The organism is Streptomyces sp. NBC_00045 (assembly GCF_045041095.1).
Lineage (GTDB): Bacteria > Actinomycetota > Actinomycetes > Streptomycetales > Streptomycetaceae > Streptomyces.
On record NZ_CP108271.1, the window covers coordinates 5,603,446 to 5,620,096 of the forward strand.

Genomic DNA, 16,651 nt, shown 5'->3' on the forward strand with positions numbered 1-16,651 from the left:
GAGGCCATGACCGTGACCGCGTACGCCATCGCCCACATACGGCCCGAGACCATGAACGAGGACGTCCTCCGCTACATCGAGGAGATCCAGTCGACGATGGACCCCTTCGAGGGCCGCTTCCTCGTCCACGGAGCGCAGGTCGAAGTCATGGAAGGGCCCTTCCCGGGAACCGTCGTGGTCCTCGGTTTCCCGGACATCGAGCGCGCCCGCGCCTGGTACTCCTCCCCGGCCTACCAGGCCCTCGTCCCGCTGCGCACCCGCCACATCCCCGGCGAGGTCATCCTGGTGGACGGCGTGCCGGCCGGCTACGACGCCACGAAGACCGCGGCCGCCCTGCGCGGCGACGCCGGTCTCTGATGGGCAACCGGGCCACCTTCGTCATCGGGTCCGCCGGGGAGTACGAGCTCCGGGGATCCTCCTACGGCGCCGTGGACCTGGACCTCGACCTGCTCGCCGGCCCGGAGGTGGTCCTGCCCTTCCTGCGCGGCCACCGGATGGAGACCTGCGGCTGGTACGACGACGACGCGTGCGAGGCGGGCGCCCTGGTCGACCCCGCCGGCCGTCTGCTCCTGGTCTTCGCCCAGGAGGGCTGGTCGGTGTCGATGCGCAGCCGCGCCGCCTGGTGTCGGCTGCTCCGGCTCGGCTGGCCCGGCTGGGACGTCCGCTGGGCGTACGACGGGCAGAGCGGCCTGCGGTCCCACCTCGGCCTGGGCCCGACCGGCGGCCGGGACGCGGTGTACCCCGGTCCGCCGCTGGAGTCCGGCGACGAGGAGCTCGCCGACCCCGACCCGGGGGTCTGCGTGGTGACGATCGGCGCCGACCGCTGCCATGTCCTCGCGCACATCGGCGACCACCCCGTCGCGGAAGGCCCGGCAGTGCTCGACCGACTCTCCGGAGCCCCCCGGCTGGACGGGTACGCCGGGCCCGCCGAGGCCGGCATCCACCTCGACCCCGCGGCCCGGCGGGTCGGCTGGTGGCTGACCGGGGCCGTGGCGCAGGCGGGCGGCATGTCCGCGCGCTGGCCCGGTTGGACAGTGGAGTTCTGGGCGGACCGCTGGAGCGAGCACGCCCGTGCGGCCCCGGCCCGCTTCGCCCCGCCGGCCGCAGACCGGACGGCCGCCCTGGACGCCGTACGGGACGAGGCGCTGCAACGCTGGGCCGAGCCGCGTGCGGACCACCGGGCGCGGCTCGCGGCCGCGCTCCCGGGGAGGTTCATCGGCGGTGGCTTCGCCCCCGCCGTCACCGAGCAGCGGGCCGCGCGGGCACGGGCGGCGATCGAGCGGGCCCATCGTGCCGCGACGGCGGACTGAGCCCACCGCCGTCACGCAACGGCGGGCCGTGCCGCCGGCGGCAGGAGGGGAGGCCCCGGCCCGCACGGGCGGATCCGCGCGGTCCGCGACCCGGCCCGCCGGGGAGGTCCGGGCCAGGCGGGCGACCCCGCCCGCGCCGGCGGTCCAGGGTCTCCGGCGGCGTCCGGGCAGTGCCCCGTCCGGTGCCCGCGACCTGCGAGCATGGGGCGCATGGCTACTCACCTGATCACCGGTGCCGGCGCAGGCATCGGCGCCGCCGTCGCCGCGCGCCTCCACGCGCGCGGCGACGACCTCGTCCTCCTCGCCCGCGACGCCGCCCGCGGCAAGCAGCTCGTCGAGCGTTACCCCGGCTCCCGCGCGCTCGTCGGGGACCTCGCCGACCCCGACCGGCTGTCCTGGGCCTTCTCCAAGCAGGCCGTCCCCGAGCGGATCGACTCGCTCCTGCACATCGCCGGGATCGTCGACCTCGGCCCCGTCGGCGAGCTGCGCCCCAAGACCTGGCACCAGCAGCTCAACGTGAACCTGATCGCCCCCGCCGAGGTCACCCGTCTGCTGTTGCCCACCCTGCGCGCCTCGAAGGCCACCGTCGTCTTCGTGAACTCCGGCGCGGGCCTCGCCGCCCACGCCGACTGGAGCGCGTACGCCGCCTCCAAGCACGGTCTCAAGGCCCTGGCCGACTCGCTGCGCGCCGAGGAGAAGCAGAACGGCATCCGGGTCACTTCCGTCTATCCGGGGCGCACCGCGACCGCCATGCAGGCAAAGGTCCACTCCCAGGAGGGCAAGGAGTACGACCCGGCCGACTGGATCGACCCCGAATCCGTGGCCACCACGATCGTGATGGCCGTCGACCTGCCGCGCGACGCCGAGGTCAACGACCTCACCGTGAGGCCGGGCCGATGACCGCCTCGGCCACCGGTGTCGGCTCCCTCCCCGGCGGCGACGCCCGCGAGGCCGCCAAGACCGCCACGGGGTCCTTCGAGCAGTTCCCGTACCTCCCCGAGCTGCCCGCCCGCGGACCCGGCGCGGACATGATCGGCCGCTCCCTCGGGCTGCTCGTCGACATGTACGCCCACGTCGAGCCCAGCGGCTGGCGGATCAGCGATCGCCCCGGCCGCGACACGCGGCGCGCCCGGTCCTGGCTCGGCGAGGACCTCGACGCCCTGGAGGAGTTCACCCAGGGGTACCAGGGGAAGCTCAAGGTCCAGGCCGTCGGACCGTGGACGCTGGCCACCGCCCTGGAACTGCACGGCGGCGAGGCCGTGCTGCAGGACGCCGGTGCCTGCCGCGACCTGGCCGGATCGCTCGCGGAGGGCTTGCGCGAGCACCTGGCCGACGTCCGCAAGCGCATCCCCGGCGCCGAGATCGTGCTCCAGCTCGACGAGCCGTCGCTGACCGCGGTGCTGCTGGGGCGCGTGCGGTCCGCGAGCAAGTACCGCACGTACCGGGCCGTCGACCGGCAGGTCGTCGAGGCCGCCCTGCGCGAGCTGTTCGCCGTCCACGACGGGGAGGTCGTCGTCCACTCCTGCGCCCCCGAGGTGCCCTTCGGGCTGCTCCGGCGGGCGGGCGCCACGGGGGTGTCGTTCGATTTCTCCTTGCTCACCGAGCGCGAGGACGACGCCATCGGCGAGGCCGTGGAAAGCGGCACGAAACTCTTCGCCGGAGTGGTACCGGGCACCGACGCCCCATTGTCAGACCCGGCCGGTAGCGTCATGGGTGTCAGGAAGCTTTGGCGCAGGCTGGGGCTGGCTCCGGGGACTCTCGCCGAGTCCGTCGTGGTCACCCCGGCGTGCGGTCTGGCGGGCGCCTCGCCCGCCTACGCCCGCGCGGCGCAGGCGCACTGCGTCAGGGCGGCGAGGTCGCTCGCCGACAACCCTGAGTGACGAAACAGTCGGGCCACGGGAGGACAAGGGCATGGCAGCCGAACAGAAGCAGGCCGGCGACGGCACGGCCGCACCGGCGGCGGTGCGCGAACAGCACGCGCTGCTGGCCGAGCAGGTCGAGGAGCACCGCTTCCGGTACTACGTGAGCGACCAGCCGGTCGTCAGCGATGCCGAGTTCGACCAGCTGCTGCGCTCGCTGGAGGCGCTGGAGGAGCAGTACCCGGAGCTGCGCACGCCCGATTCGCCCACCCAGAAGGTGGCCGGGGCGTACGAGACGGACTTCGCGTCCGTCGAGCACCGCGAGCGCATGCTCTCCCTCGACAACGCCTTCGACGACGAGGAGTTGGCGGCCTGGGCCGACCGGGTGGTCCGCGACGTCAACACCCCCGATTTCCACTACCTGTGCGAGCTCAAGGTGGACGGCCTCGCCGTCAACCTCACCTACGAGAAGGGCCGCCTCACCCGGGCCGCCACCCGCGGCGACGGCCGCACCGGCGAGGACATCACGCCCAACGTCCGCACCATCGCGGACATCCCCGACCGCCTCAAGGGCGACCGGATCCCGGATCTGGTCGAGATCCGCGGCGAGGTCTTCTTCCCGATGGAGAAGTTCGAGGAGCTCAACGCCCGGCTCGTCGAGGCCGGCGACAAGCCCTTCGCCAACCCGCGCAACGCGGCGGCCGGTTCGCTGCGCCAGAAGGACCCGAAGGTCACCGCCACCCGCCCGCTGCACATGGTGGTGCACGGCATCGGCGCCCGCCAGGGCTTCGACATCGACAAGCTCAGCCACGCGTACGAGCTGCTCAGCGAATGGGGCCTGCCCACGGCCCGACACAACAAGGCGGTGTCCTCGCTCGCGGAGGTCCGCGAGTTCATCGCCTACTTCGGCGAGAACCGGCACTCCGTGGAGCACGAGATCGACGGCGTCGTCGTCAAGCTCGACGAGATCCCGCTCCAGGGCCGCCTGGGGTCCACGGCCCGCGCCCCGCGCTGGGCGATCGCCTGGAAATACGCCCCGGAAGAGGTCAACAGCAAGCTGATCGACATCAAGGTCGGCGTCGGCCGCACCGGTCGCGTGACCCCGTACGCGCAGGTGGAGCCGGTGACGGTGGCCGGCTCGGAGGTCGAGTTCGCGACCTTGCACAACCAGGAGGTCGTCAAGGCCAAGGGCGTGCTCATCGGGGACACCGTCGTCCTGCGCAAGGCCGGCGACGTCATCCCCGAGATCCTCGGCCCGGTGGTCGACCTGCGCGACGGCACCGAGCGGGAGTTCGTCATGCCGGCCGAGTGCCCCGAGTGCGGCACGGCGCTGCGGCCGATGAAGGAGGGCGACATCGACCTCCGTTGCCCCAACGCGCAGACCTGTCCCGCCCAGTTGCGCGAGCGGCTGTTCTACCTGGCCGGCCGCCAGTGCCTGGACATCGAGAACTTCGGCGCGGTGGCCGCGGCCGCGCTCACCAACCCGCTGGAGCCGGCGCAGCCGCCGATGCTCGACGAGGGCGACCTGTTCAGCCTCACCATCGAGCAGTTGCTGCCCATCAAGGCGTACGTCCTCGACGGCGACAGCGGGCTGCCCAAGCACGACCCGAAGACCGGCGAGGAGAAGATCGTCACGGTCTTCGCCAACCAGAAGGGCGAGCCGAAGAAGAACGCCCTGGCCATGCTGGAGAACATCGCGGCCGCCAAGGACCGCCCGCTGGCCCGCTTCATCAACGGCCTGTCGATCCGTCACGTGGGCCCCGTCGCGGCGGAGACCCTGGCCCGCGAGTTCCGCTCCGTCGAACGGATCGAGCAGGCCACCGAGGAGGAGCTCGCCACCACCGAGGGCGTCGGGCCGATCATCGCGGCGGCGGTCAAGGAGTGGTTCGCCGTCGACTGGCACCAGGAAATCCTGCGCAAGTGGCGGGCGGCCGGGGTGCGCATGGAGGAGGAGGGTTCCGGCGAAGAGGAGGGTCCGCGCCCGCTGGAGGGCCTGACCGTCGTCGTCACCGGCACTTTGCAGAGCCACACCCGGGACGGTGCGAAGGAGGCCCTGCAGAGCCGCGGCGCCAAGGTGACGGGGTCCGTCTCGAAGAAGACCTCCTTCGTCGTGGTCGGTGAGAACCCGGGCTCCAAGTACGACAAGGCCGTGCAGTTGAAGCTGGCCGTCCTCGATGACGCGGGCTTCGCGGTCCTCCTGGAACAGGGCCCCGACGCGGCGCGCGAGGCGGCGCTCCCGCTGGACGACGGCACCGCAACGGAGTAACACTGCGCCGCAACGGAGTAACACCCTCCCGTAGACGAGGGCGACACGGCAGTACTCGTACCGGGGGAGTAGCGAAGGCGAACGGATGCGTGGCATGCGGCCGTACGGGCGGGCGCACGCCAGGCGCAACGCCCGGTGGTAAAAGGCCGGTACAGGGCTATTCGCCGGGCGGTGACCTGTCGGATCATCGGATGGGTGACCCGGGGGTCCTGGTCCAAACTCACCCGTTCGGCGGATACCGTACTGATGAGGATGGCTGGGTCGCATTCGGGCAACCGCCGCCGACCGCTGCCCCTGGGAGCCTCTCGCGTCCTACTGTTGAGGGGGGCGCCTGTCGTGCACGGCTGCGTGATGCGCTCCCAGCCGTGATGGCATGACATCGGGGCCATCGCGTGGCATCGGCATTGCCGGCTGTGAGAGGGACGGGCATGAAACCCACCGAAAGCGCCGACCCGTCACCTGATGTCGGCGGGGAGATCCCGTCCATGCGGACGGGACGGCTCGGAGTCCTGGGATCCAGGACGCCGGACACCCACCCGCTCGACGGCGGCACGGGATCGGGACGAGCGGCGCAGCGCACCGTGCTGCCCGTCGTCATCGTGGGCGTGTCCGCCGTGGTCCTCGCGGCCGGCATCGTTTCCGCGCTGAGTGACCGTCACGCCCTGTTTCCCGGCGGCCCGGTCGGCTGGGCGCTCGCCCTCCTGACCGGCATCATCGTCGGCCACCTGGTCGCGCTGGGCCGCGACCGCTGGTGGGGCGGCACCGGATCGGGCGCAGCCCTCACCCTCGGCGTGCTCGTCCTGTACGGGTGGGTGCCCGCGGGACTCGTCTCGCTCGCGGTGGTGTCCCTCGTCGGGGCCGCGCGCCGGCACCGCTGGCGCCAGGGACTGCTGCACGGCGCCACCGACATCCTCGGCATCGGCGCGGGAGCCCTCGTACTCGCCGCGTTCGGCGAGGCACCGACCGTGGAGACCCCGTGGCGGCCCACCACCTGGGGGCTGGAGGCGGCCCCCGAGATCGTCATGGTGGCCCTCGCCTACCTGCTGGTCACCAAGGTGCTGCTGTGGCTCGCGCTGACCCCGCGCGGCGGGGCACTGCCCACCGTCGCCCGCACGGCACTGCTCCGACAGGCGTTAGTAGCCGTCGCCCTGCTCGGCATCGCCCCGCTGATCTGCGTGGTCGCCGTGACGCAGCCGGTGCTGCTGCCGCTGTTCGCCGTACCGCTGATCGCCCTGGACTCCACCCTGTGGATCGCCCGGGCGCGCGCCGAGGAGCAGCTGCGCGATCCGCTTACGGGGCTGCCGAACCGCCAGTGGCTGCTGGAGCGGGCCTGGTCCGCCCTGGACGAGGCCGAACGGTTGGGCACCCGGTCAGCTCTTGTGTTGATCGACCTGGACCGGTTCCGCGCGGTCAACGACACGCTGGGCCACCTCGCCGGCGACCGGCTGCTGCTCCAGATCGCCGACCGGCTCCGCCAGGCCCTGCCCGATGACGCCGAGGCCGCCCGACTCGGCGGCGACGAGTTCGCCGTGCTCCTGCCCGTCGCGGACTCCACCACCAGCGCCCAGCGGGTCGCCCGCCACCTCGTCGCAGAGCTCAGCTCACCCCTCGACCTGGACGGCCTCACCCTCGTCCTGGAGGCCAGCGCCGGCCTCGCCGTCTTCCCCGACCACGCGCTGGACGCGGAGGGGCTGCTGCGCCGCGCCGACGTCGCCATGTACCAGGCCAAGCGCGACCGCACCGGCGTGGAGGTCTACGAGTCCAAGCGGGACAGCAACACTCCCGACCGGCTCGGCCTGCTCGGCGATCTGCGCCGGGCCCTCGACGCCGGCGAAGTGGAGCTCCATTACCAGCCCAAGGTCCGCTTCGACGGCCAGGTGGCAGGGCTCGAAGCCCTGGTGCGCTGGGTCCACCCGGAGCGCGGCCGGGTGTCGCCGGACGAGTTCATCGCGATCGCCGAGACGTCGGGCCTGATGCCCCACCTCACCGAGTACGTGCTGGAGACGGCCCTCGCCCAGGTGGCGCGCTGGCGGGCGCAGGGCCTGAAGGTCCCGGTGGCCGTCAACGTGTCGCCGCGCGACGTCCACACGCCCGGCTTCGCGGGCGCCGTCGCGGCCCGGCTGGCCCGGCACGGGGTGCCGGCCAGCGGTCTCCAGCTGGAGATAACGGAACACGTCCTGCTGGAGGACCCGCAGCGGGCCGCCGACACCATGGCGGGCCTGACCGGTCACGGCGTGAAGATGTCGCTCGACGACTTCGGCACGGGCTACTCCTCGCTGGTGCACCTGCGGCGACTGCCGGTCAGCGAGCTGAAGATCGACCGCTCGTTCGTGGCGCGGCTCGCGGTGGACGCGCAGGACGCGGAGATCGTCCGCTGCACCGTCGACCTGGCGCACTCGCTGGGGCTGCTCGTCGTCGCCGAGGGCGTGGAGGACGACGAGACCTGGGAGCGCTTGCGCGACCTGGGCTGCGACGCCGTCCAGGGCTGGCTCGTCGCGGCCGCCATGCCCCCGCAGGAGGCCACGGCCTGGTTGCTGGCCCGCGGCGAACGCGGCTGGCGCCGCCCGGCGGACATCACGGCGGAATTGGCGGCCTCCCCGGCCCCGGCGGAGACCCCGGCCCAGTAAGCCGATCGCCGGTCCGGCGACCCCGGCGACCCCGGCGCCGCCGGTCCGGTGACCCGGCGCCGCCGGGCCCGGACGTGCCGGACCCCGCCGGCGGTGGTCGGGGCCTGCCGTCCCGGGTCGGGGCCTTCCGCCCCGGGTCCGGGTCCGGGCCGGCCGTCCGGGGTCCGGGGCCTGCCCCGGGAAACGGAGAAGGGGCGGGGCGGGGAAAGGGCCCGCGCAGCGGTCCCGTGAGCGCCCCGGGGGAAACGGTTTCGTGGGTCCGGGGCCCCGCCCCATAGGATTGGGCACGAAACTACACACTCACCACCCCCAGAGGATCGCTGCATGCCTGGCATCACGCGCGAGGAGGTCGCCCACCTCGCTCGGCTGGCACGTCTGGAACTGAAGAGCGAAGAGCTCGACCACTTCGCCGGACAGCTCGACGACATCATCGGCGCGGTCGCCCGCGTTTCCGAGGTCGCCGACCAAGACGTCCCGCCGACCTCCCACCCGCTGCCGCTGACGAACGTCATGCGCGCGGACGAGGTCCGACCGTCGCTCACCCCCGAGCAGGCGCTTTCCGGCGCTCCCGCCCAGGAGCAGCAGCGTTTCAAGGTGCCGCAGATCCTGGGGGAGGACTAACAACCATGACTGACCAGATCATCAAGCTCACGGCCGCACAGACCGCCGAGAAGATCGCCTCCGGCGAGCTCACGGCCGTCGAGGTCACCGAGGCCCACCTGGCCCGCATCGACGCGACCGACGAGAAGGTGCACGCCTTCCTGCACGTCGACCGCGAGGGCGCCCTCGCCCAGGCGCGCGCCGTCGACGCCAAGCGCGAGCGCGGCGAGGAGCTGGGCCCGCTGGCCGGCGTCCCGCTCGCCCTCAAGGACATCTTCACCACCGTCGGGGTCCCGACCACCGTCGGTTCGAAGATCCTCGAAGGCTGGATCCCGCCGTACGACGCCACCCTGACGCGCAAGCTCAAGGAAGCCGACGTCGTCATCCTCGGCAAGACCAACATGGACGAGTTCGCCATGGGGTCCTCCACCGAGAACAGCGCGTACGGGCCCACCGGCAACCCCTGGGACCTCACCCGCATCCCCGGCGGCTCCGGCGGCGGCTCCGCGGCCGCGCTGGCCGCCTTCCAGGCGCCCCTCGCGATCGGCACGGACACCGGCGGCTCGATCCGCCAGCCCGCCGCCGTCACCGGCACCGTCGGCGTGAAGCCCACGTACGGCGGTGTCTCCCGCTACGGCATGGTCGCCTTCTCCTCCTCCCTCGACCAGGGCGGGCCCTGCGCCCGTACGGTCCTGGACGCGGCGCTCCTCCACGAGGTCATCGCCGGCCACGACCCGCTGGACTCCACCTCCATCGACGCCCCGGTCCCGCCGGTCGTCGAGGCGGCCCGCAACGGCTCCGTCGCCGGCATGCGCATCGGTGTCGTCAAGCAGTTCGCCGGTGAGGGCTACCAGGCCGGTGTCGTCCAGCGCTTCAACGAGTCGGTCGAGCTCCTCAAGGAGCTGGGCGCCGAGATCGTCGAGCTGGACTGCCCCTCCTTCGACCTCGCGATGGCCGCGTACTACCTGATCGCGCCGTCCGAGTGCTCCTCGAACCTGGCCCGCTTCGATGCCATGCGCTACGGCCTGCGCGTCGGCGACGACGGCACGAAGTCCGCCGAGGACGTCACCGCCCTGACCCGCGAAGCCGGCTTCGGCGACGAGGTCAAGCGCCGCATCATCCTCGGCACGTACGCGCTGAGCTCCGGCTACTACGACGCGTACTACGGCTCCGCCCAGAAGGTCCGCACGCTCATCACCAAGGACTTCGAGAAGTCCTTCGAGCAGGTCGACGTGATCGTCTCCCCGACGACCCCGACCACCGCCTTCGCCATCGGTGAGCGCACCGACGACCCGCTCGCCATGTACCTCGCGGACCTGTGCACCATCCCGACCAACCTGGCAGGCAACTCCGCCATGTCGCTGCCCTGCGGCCTGGCGCCGGAGGACGGCCTGCCGGTCGGCCTCCAGATCATCGCCCCCGCGATGAAGGACGACCGGCTGTACAAGGTCGGCGCCGCCGTAGAGGCCGCCTTCGTCGCACGCTGGGGTCACCCGCTGCTTGAGGAGGCACCGTCCCTGTGAGCACCAGTGCACTGTCCAAGGCCAAGGGCTTCAAGAAGTCCAAGACCGGCACGTACCTGTCGATGGGCACCACCGCCTTCGGTGCCCTAGGCGTGATCAAGCAGGTCAAGAAGGCCCGCACCGAGCACGACACGCTGAAGCTCGTCGACGCCGTCGTGTCCGCCGCCGCCATCGTCACCGGCCTCGCGATCCTGTACCGCGAGCTGAAGCGCCTGGGCGACGACGACGTCCTGCTGGGCTGAGAGGGAAAGTTTCACCGTGACCACCTTCACCGAACTGCTGTCGTACGAGGACGCTCTCGCCTCGTTCGACCCCGTCATGGGCCTTGAGGTCCATGTCGAGCTCGGCACCAAGACCAAGATGTTCTGCGGCTGCTCGACCGAGCTGGGCGCCGAGCCCAACTCGCAGACCTGCCCCACCTGCCTCGGTCTGCCTGGCTCGCTGCCCGTCGTCAACGCGATCGGCATCGAGTCCGCCATCAAGATCGGCCTCGCGCTCAACTGCGAGATCGCCGAGTGGTGCCGCTTCGCCCGGAAGAACTACTTCTATCCGGACATGCCGAAGAACTTCCAGACCTCCCAGTACGACGAGCCGATCGCCTTCAACGGCTTCCTCGACGTGCAGCTGGAGGACGGCGAGATCTTCCGCGTGGAGATCGAGCGCGCCCACATGGAGGAGGACACCGGCAAGTCGCTGCACGTCGGCGGCGCCACCGGCCGTATCCACGGCGCGTCCCACTCCCTGCTCGACTACAACCGCGCCGGCATCCCGCTCATCGAGATCGTCACCAAGCCGATCGAGGGCGCGGGCGAGCGGGCACCCGAGGTCGCCAAGGCGTACGTCGCCGAGCTGCGCGAGGTCATCAAGGCCCTCGGCGTCTCCGAGGCCCGCATGGACAAGGGCCAGATGCGCTGCGACGTGAACCTGTCGCTGCGCCCGACCCCCGAGTCCGAGTTCGGCACCCGCAGCGAGACGAAGAACGTCAACTCGCTGCGCTCCGTCGAGCGCGCGGCCCGCTTCGAGATCCAGCGCCACGCGGCCGTGCTGTCGTCCGGCGGCACGATCGTGCAGGAGACCCGGCACTTCCACGAGGAGGACGGCTCCACCACCGCCGGCCGCATCAAGGACAACGCCGAGGACTACCGGTACTTCCCGGAGCCCGACCTGGTCCCCGTCGCCCCGGCCCGCGACTGGGTCGAGGAACTGCGCGGCGGCCTGCCCGAGATGCCGCGCGTGCGCCGCAACCGGCTCCGCGAGGAGTGGGGCGTCAGCGAGCACGACATGCAGTCGATCCTCAACGCGGGCGCGGTGGACTCCATCGTCGCCACGATCGAGGCGGGTGCCGACTCGACCGCCGCGCGCAAGTGGTGGATGGGCGAGCTGGCCCGCAACGCCAACGAGCAGGGCGTCGTCGTCGACGAGCTGCCGATCACCCCGGCTCAGGTCGCACGCGTCGCTGCCCTGGTCGCGGCCGGCGAGCTGAACGACAAGCTGGCCCGCCAGGTCCTGGAGGGCGTCCTCGGCGGCGAGGGCACCCCGGACGAGGTCGTCGAGAAGCGCGGCCTGAAGGTCGTCTCGGACGAGGGCGCGCTCGGCGCGGCCGTGGACGAGGCCATCGCGGGCAACGCGGCCATCGCGGACAAGATCCGCGGCGGCAAGATCGCGGCCGTGGGCGCCCTGGTCGGCGCGGTCATGAAGACCACCCGCGGCCAGGCCGACGCGGCCCGGGTCAAGGAGCTCATCCTGGAGCGCCTGGGCGTCTCCGAGTAGCAGCACCCTGCGTACGCGCGGCGGCCCCGCACCGGCATCCGGTGCGGGGCCGCCGCGCGTCCCGCCCCGCTCGGCTCAGCGGGTGAGCTGCGGGGCGGCGATGACGACGGTGCCGTTGTCGCAGCCCATGTCCACCTTGACGCGCAGCCGCAGGGCGTCGGTCACGTCCACCGACTTCGTGGCCGGCTTGCCGAGTTCGACGAGCTCGGAGAAGGCCGCGGGCTTCCCGTCGAGGGAGATGCTGACGCGTCCCTTCTCGTGCGTGGAGCCGTCGTCGATCCCGGCGGTGAACTCCAGGTGCTTCCATTCGCGGTTGAGGTCGAACTCGGTGATCGCCTCGTCGTTGCAGTCGGGGTTCGCGATGAACGCCGCCCCGTACTGCTTGGTGTTGATCTTCGCGGCTCCGACGGTGAAGTTGCCCAGCCCCGCGATGGGCGTCAGTTGGGTCAGGTCGGCGGCCTTGATGTCCGCCGCGACGCGGCCCGGCTGGGTACCGCTGGCGGTGGGGTCGGGAGTCGCCCCGGCGTCCGAACTCCCGCTCCCGCTCCCGCTCTCGCTCGGTGAGGGAGTGGGCGTCGGGGACTCCTCCTCCGGTGAGGCCGAGTCGGAGGCGGAGCTGCCGGCCTTGCCGCCCGAGGCCTGGTCGTCGCCCTTGTCCTTGTCCAGCAGCCGTACGCCGAGCACGGCGAGCGCCGCGATGACCAGGACGGTGGCCACCGAACCCAGGACGAGCCCGGCCCGCCGCTTCTTCGACGCGGCGGGCCCCGGGGGCGGGGACTCGTGCAGCGGGTACGTCGGCCCGTACCCGGCGGGCACGTGCTCCGGCTGGGGCTGCAACTGGGGCTGGGGCTGGGGCTGGGCGTCCTGGGCCGGCGGGGGCGGGGAGTGGACGGGCGTGGGGACCGGGGTGTGGAACGGCGGCGGGCCCGCGGGCTGCGGCGGCACCGCGGGCTGCTGCGGTACCGGCGCCGGGACCGCGTCCTGTACCACCCGCTGCGAGGTCGAGGAGGTCGTGGACACGACGGCGTGCCGTACGTCCTTCATCCAGCCGGCCAGGCTGACGGGCCGCTGCACCGGATCGCCCGCGTAGACGGCGGTGATCCGCTCGCGCCGCTCGGCGTCCAGTACCGCGATCTGCGGCAGCGCCGCCATCGCCCGGGCCAGCTGTTCCGGGGAGTTGGGCGGCGATTCGCCGCTCAGCAGGAAGTACGCGATGGCCCCGAAGGCGTAGCGGTCGGCCGCCGGGGTGCGCTTGCCGTCGAAGACCTCGGGAGCCGCGTACCCCGGGGTGAACCACACCTCGGCCGTCTGGTGGTCGGCGGTCAGCTTGCTGAGCCCGAAGTCCACCAGGGTGGCCTGACCGTGACCGTCCACCATCACGTTGCCTGGTGACAGGTCACCGTGGATCACCTGACGCCCGGACGGGGTGGCCTTCCCGGAGTGCAGCCAGTCCAGGACGTCGGCCAGCTGCTCCAGCGTCCGCATCACCTCGCGCCGCTCGGCGGCGGTGGCGAGGTTCCGTTCGGCGCGCCAGTCGCGCAGGTCGAGCCCGTCGACGTGGTTCATCACGAGGACGAGGGCCCGCCCGGTCAGCGTCCCGGACTCCCCCGACCGGTGGATCGGCGGCCCCTCGAAGTGCTCCCGGACGCCGACGACGCCCGGGCGGTGCACGAAGCGCAGGAGCTCGGCCTGCTCGTTCCACTTGCGGCTGATCCGGTCGAACTCGTCGGGCGTCATGGTCGTCTTGGAGTCGAGCACCTTGACGACCACCGGTTCGCCGCCACCCGCGAGCTCGATCTCCGCGAGATAGAGAACGGCCTCCCCGCCGCGCCCGATCGACCGGAGCAGCCGGTACCGGTCTGCTGCCGCATCCGGCCCGATGTGCAGATTCTGGCTGGTCAATTTCCCCCCAGCGCCGATGCTTTGAGTGGGCATCAGTTTGGCGTGGCCGGAATCACACGGTCAATCGGAACGGTCAGTTTGCCCCGGGGCGGAAGAAGGCGAGGCGGGCCTTCTTCGCCGGCAGGTGGACCTCGGGCAGGTCGATCTCCGGGAGCTCGACCTCCGGGCCGAGCACGAAGCCGCTGCGCACCAGACGGGTGATGGCCTTCTCGTTGCGGGCGTCGGGCTCCGCGACCACCCGGCGGGTGCTCTCCTGCGAGACGACGTAGGAGAGGAAGGCCCCGATCAGGCCCGCGCTGAAGCCGCGTTCGGCCGCACCCCGCGTCGGGCCGACCAGGAGGTGCACGCCGGTGTCGCCGGGCTGCACCTCGTAGCACTCGCTGACCCGGTCCTCGGCGCAGTCGTACGACTGGAACAGCGCGACCGGCTCACCGTCGCGGCGCGCCAGGAACGCGTGGTGGGTGGTGCGGCGGTCGACGTCCTCGTAGATCTCCTGGACGAGTTCGACGCTGGCCTCGCCCATGCCCCAGAAGCGGGCCCGCTCCTCGGTGACCCAGGAGTGGATCAGTGCGGCGTCGGCGGCCGGGTCGACGGGGGTGAGGGTGACCGTGCCGACGCCCTCGACGCGCTGGGAGTACACGGGCTGCCGGGTGGAGGCGCTGTTGCCGGTCATACGCGTTCCTTCGTGAGGAGGGCCCAGTCGGTGACGACCGGGACGAGTTCGCACCGCGCCCAGAACGGGAGCTGGTCGCGGTGGTGGGGCGATCCGCTCACGCCGTCCGCACCGAGCGGGACCGCCCAGAGGCTGTCCTCGCGGCGGGCGAGGTCCCACACGTAGCGGGCCGCTGACGCGCGGGCGGTGAGATCGGTGAAACCGGGCACGGTGGAGGTGGCGTTCACGCAGTCGTGGTCGCCGCCGAGGCCGGGCCACTGCGCGTCCGGGTCGGGGAGCGCCGACCAGGGCGCGAGGCGGTGCACCTGCGACCACGGGGTGTCGGGGGCGTCCGCCGCGGCGGTCTCCTCCAGGGCGGCGCGTACGTGGGCCGCCCGGTCGAGGGCGGGCAGCAGGGCGGTGGTCAGCAGGCCCTCCAGGGCGTAGCCGACGCGGGGGACCAGGTACAGCCAGGGATGGAACACCTCGGGGCCGGACGGCGCCCCGGCCAGGCCCGCGAGGGCGGGATCGGCGGCGAAACGGCGCACGACCCCGGCCCGGAACGCCGAGAAGACGGTCGCGTCGGTGCTCTCCGCGGCCATGTGCCGGTCCCAGGCGAGCAGCCGGGTCCGCAGCGCCTGCGCCGCGGGGGACAGGCCGTCGAGCCCGGGCAGCAGGGCCAACAGCGGCGCGGCCGAGGCCAGGTACGTGTCCCGGTGCACGTCCGCCATCGCCTTCGGGGACCAGTGCGCCGATCCGGAGAGCAACTCGCGGATGCGGTCGGCGCGGTGCGGGGGCGCGAACTCCACGCCGAGCGGCGAGGCGATGCCGCGCGCATTGGCCATGACGGCGAAGCCCTGCACGGGCTCGGCGGGGGTCTCGGCCCAGCCCTGCCAGGCGTACTGCGGATCCCAAGCGGGTACGGGGCGCAGCCGGTTGGCCCGGTGGCGCAGCGGGACCGCGCCCGCCACGCGGTGCAGCAGGCCGCCCTCGGAGTCGGCGGCGTGGACGACGTTGACGGGCTCGGCCCAACCGTCGAGGGCGCGGTCGATGTCCGCGACGGTGCGGGCGCGCAGCAGGGCGGGCAGTACGGCGAAGCCGAGGTCGTGGCGGACGCGGGGCGGATAGCGGAGCGAGAGGGTCTGGTCCGCGGTGCCGCCGTGGGTGATCACCGGGCCGCGGGCGGTCTCCACCACCTCCACCTCGACCGGGTCGGCGCCGGCGACGGCGATGGTCTCGGTGTGCCGGTGGACGGGCTCCCAGACGCCGTCGGGGCCCAGGGCCTCGACGGCGTCGCCCCGGCCGGCGGGGCGCAGCTGCTCGGCGTACAGGTCCTGGTAGTCGGCCATGGCGTTGGTGATCGCCCAGGCGGCGGTGCCGGTGTGCCCGAAGTGGCCGAGGCCCGGGATGCCGGGGACGGCCAGGCCGAGCACGTCGTACTCGGGGCAGGAGAGCCGGATCTGCTGGTAGACGCCCGGGTCTTCGATGAACCGGTGCGGGTCGCCCGCGATGATCGCCGAGCCGGTGTCGGTCCGGTCGCCCGGGACCAGCCAGCCGTTGCTGCCGGCGGTTGCGGGGCCGTCGGTGGCGAACAGGGTGACGGCCTCGTCGCCGAGGGCGCGGGCCACGCGCTCGCGCCACAGCTTCGTGGCGAACCCGGCGAAGAGGATGTGGGTGGCGATCCAGATGCCGAGCGGAACCCAAGGCTCCCAGGGGGTCGGGGTGTGGCCGGTGCGCGCGAACCGTTCGTCGCGGGCGGCGCCCCGGGCCAGCCCGTCGTTGACGCCGTCCACGTACGCCCGGACCCAGGCGGCGGTTTCGGGGTCGAGCGCCTCGTGGCAGCGGCGTGCGGTGTCGGCGAGGCGGGACTGGCGGGCGAACCGGTCCCAGGCGACGGAGTCCGGGCCGAGGAAGGCGGCGCTGGAACCCTGGGCGCGGTGGCGCTCGACCTCCAGCTGCCAGGCGCGGTCGAGGGCGGTGGCGCGGCCCTGGGCGTAGGCGAGGTGGTCGGCGTCGGGGGCGCGCAGGTGGGGGATGCCCCAGTCGTCCCGGTAGAGCTCGAAAGCGTCCGCGTCGGCCGCGTCGACGTTGGTCACAAGGCTCACACTCTTTCCCCAGTGCAATTAGGTTAGGCTGCCCTAA

Annotated in this window: 13 protein-coding genes; 10 read left to right on the forward strand and 3 right to left on the reverse strand. The window is 72.6% G+C overall.

Going from position 1 to position 16,651, the window contains the following annotated elements; genetic code table 11:
- The first annotated feature begins 12 nt into the window (after positions 1-12).
- The 10 genes from OHA65_RS26445 to gatB all read left to right on the forward strand — a co-directional run bounded on the left by OHA65_RS26445 (position 13) and on the right by gatB (position 11,955).
- Positions 13-357 (forward strand): DUF1330 domain-containing protein, encoded by a 345-nt coding sequence (locus tag OHA65_RS26445; protein ID WP_327285794.1) that lies wholly within the window; start codon positions 13-15, stop codon positions 355-357.
- Positions 357-1,310, forward strand: coding sequence for a hypothetical protein (locus OHA65_RS26450; RefSeq protein ID WP_327278695.1), 954 nt, complete (start codon positions 357-359; stop codon positions 1,308-1,310). The genes OHA65_RS26445 and OHA65_RS26450 overlap by 1 nt, the downstream gene beginning before the upstream one ends.
- A 210-nt stretch (positions 1,311-1,520) precedes the next feature.
- Entirely contained in the window at positions 1,521-2,210 is a 690-nt protein-coding gene (locus tag OHA65_RS26455; RefSeq protein ID WP_327278696.1) for an SDR family oxidoreductase, read from the forward strand.
- Entirely contained in the window at positions 2,207-3,190 is a 984-nt protein-coding gene (locus OHA65_RS26460; RefSeq protein ID WP_327278697.1) for a methionine synthase, read from the forward strand. Before OHA65_RS26455 ends, OHA65_RS26460 begins: the two co-directional genes overlap by 4 nt.
- A 31-nt stretch (positions 3,191-3,221) precedes the next feature.
- Positions 3,222-5,435: an NAD-dependent DNA ligase LigA gene (gene ligA / locus OHA65_RS26465; RefSeq protein ID WP_327278698.1), complete on the forward strand. Its 2,214-nt coding sequence runs from the start codon at positions 3,222-3,224 to the stop codon at positions 5,433-5,435.
- Positions 5,436-5,920: 485 nt separating this feature from the next.
- Positions 5,921-8,062 (forward strand): putative bifunctional diguanylate cyclase/phosphodiesterase, encoded by a 2,142-nt coding sequence (locus OHA65_RS26470; protein WP_405763438.1) that lies wholly within the window; start codon positions 5,921-5,923, stop codon positions 8,060-8,062.
- Positions 8,063-8,386: 324 nt separating this feature from the next.
- Complete coding sequence (gene gatC, locus OHA65_RS26475) at positions 8,387-8,683, forward strand: Asp-tRNA(Asn)/Glu-tRNA(Gln) amidotransferase subunit GatC (protein ID WP_007266718.1); 297 nt, start codon at positions 8,387-8,389, stop codon at positions 8,681-8,683.
- A 5-nt stretch (positions 8,684-8,688) separates the two neighbouring features.
- On the forward strand, positions 8,689-10,185 hold the full coding sequence (gatA, locus tag OHA65_RS26480) for an Asp-tRNA(Asn)/Glu-tRNA(Gln) amidotransferase subunit GatA (protein WP_327278699.1): 1,497 nt from the start codon (positions 8,689-8,691) through the stop codon (positions 10,183-10,185).
- Between the two features lie 62 nt (positions 10,186-10,247).
- Complete coding sequence (locus tag OHA65_RS26485) at positions 10,248-10,427, forward strand: hypothetical protein (RefSeq protein ID WP_229345000.1); 180 nt, start codon at positions 10,248-10,250, stop codon at positions 10,425-10,427.
- Between the two features lie 16 nt (positions 10,428-10,443).
- Positions 10,444-11,955, forward strand: coding sequence for an Asp-tRNA(Asn)/Glu-tRNA(Gln) amidotransferase subunit GatB (gatB, locus tag OHA65_RS26490; RefSeq protein ID WP_328763779.1), 1,512 nt, complete (start codon positions 10,444-10,446; stop codon positions 11,953-11,955).
- Between the two features lie 75 nt (positions 11,956-12,030).
- On the opposite strand, the gene OHA65_RS26495 is transcribed toward gatB, so the two are convergent.
- The 3 genes from OHA65_RS26495 to OHA65_RS26505 form a co-directional block, all read right to left on the reverse strand.
- Positions 12,031-13,857, reverse strand: a complete 1,827-nt coding sequence (locus OHA65_RS26495) for a protein kinase domain-containing protein (RefSeq protein ID WP_329314612.1) — start codon at positions 13,855-13,857, stop codon at positions 12,031-12,033.
- A 73-nt stretch (positions 13,858-13,930) separates the two neighbouring features.
- Positions 13,931-14,530 carry a GNAT family N-acetyltransferase gene (locus tag OHA65_RS26500; protein ID WP_327278701.1) on the reverse strand — a complete coding sequence of 200 codons (600 nt, stop codon included), beginning with the start codon at positions 14,528-14,530 and terminating at the stop codon, positions 13,931-13,933.
- A complete protein-coding gene (locus OHA65_RS26505) occupies positions 14,527-16,614 on the reverse strand; it encodes a penicillin acylase family protein (RefSeq protein ID WP_405762540.1) in 2,088 nt (695 codons plus the stop codon). The genes OHA65_RS26500 and OHA65_RS26505 overlap by 4 nt, the downstream gene beginning before the upstream one ends.
- Between the last annotated feature and the right edge of the window lie 37 nt (positions 16,615-16,651).

What these genes read in the sequence shown, in the direction of transcription:
- OHA65_RS26455 (WP_327278696.1), top strand. Translation starts at nt 1,521, where the DNA reads ATGGCTACTCACCTGATCACCGGTGCCGGCGCAGGCATCGGCGCCGCC.
- OHA65_RS26470 (WP_405763438.1), top strand. Translation starts at nt 5,921, where the DNA reads ATGCGGACGGGACGGCTCGGAGTCCTGGGATCCAGGACGCCGGACACC.
- ligA (WP_327278698.1), top strand. Translation starts at nt 3,222, where the DNA reads ATGGCAGCCGAACAGAAGCAGGCCGGCGACGGCACGGCCGCACCGGCG.
- OHA65_RS26485 (WP_229345000.1), top strand. Translation starts at nt 10,248, where the DNA reads ATGGGCACCACCGCCTTCGGTGCCCTAGGCGTGATCAAGCAGGTCAAG.
- OHA65_RS26500 (WP_327278701.1), bottom strand. Translation starts at nt 14,530, where the DNA reads ATGACCGGCAACAGCGCCTCCACCCGGCAGCCCGTGTACTCCCAGCGC.
- OHA65_RS26460 (WP_327278697.1), top strand. Translation starts at nt 2,207, where the DNA reads ATGACCGCCTCGGCCACCGGTGTCGGCTCCCTCCCCGGCGGCGACGCC.
- OHA65_RS26450 (WP_327278695.1), top strand. Translation starts at nt 357, where the DNA reads ATGGGCAACCGGGCCACCTTCGTCATCGGGTCCGCCGGGGAGTACGAG.
- gatA (WP_327278699.1), top strand. Translation starts at nt 8,689, where the DNA reads ATGACTGACCAGATCATCAAGCTCACGGCCGCACAGACCGCCGAGAAG.
- gatC (WP_007266718.1), top strand. Translation starts at nt 8,387, where the DNA reads ATGCCTGGCATCACGCGCGAGGAGGTCGCCCACCTCGCTCGGCTGGCA.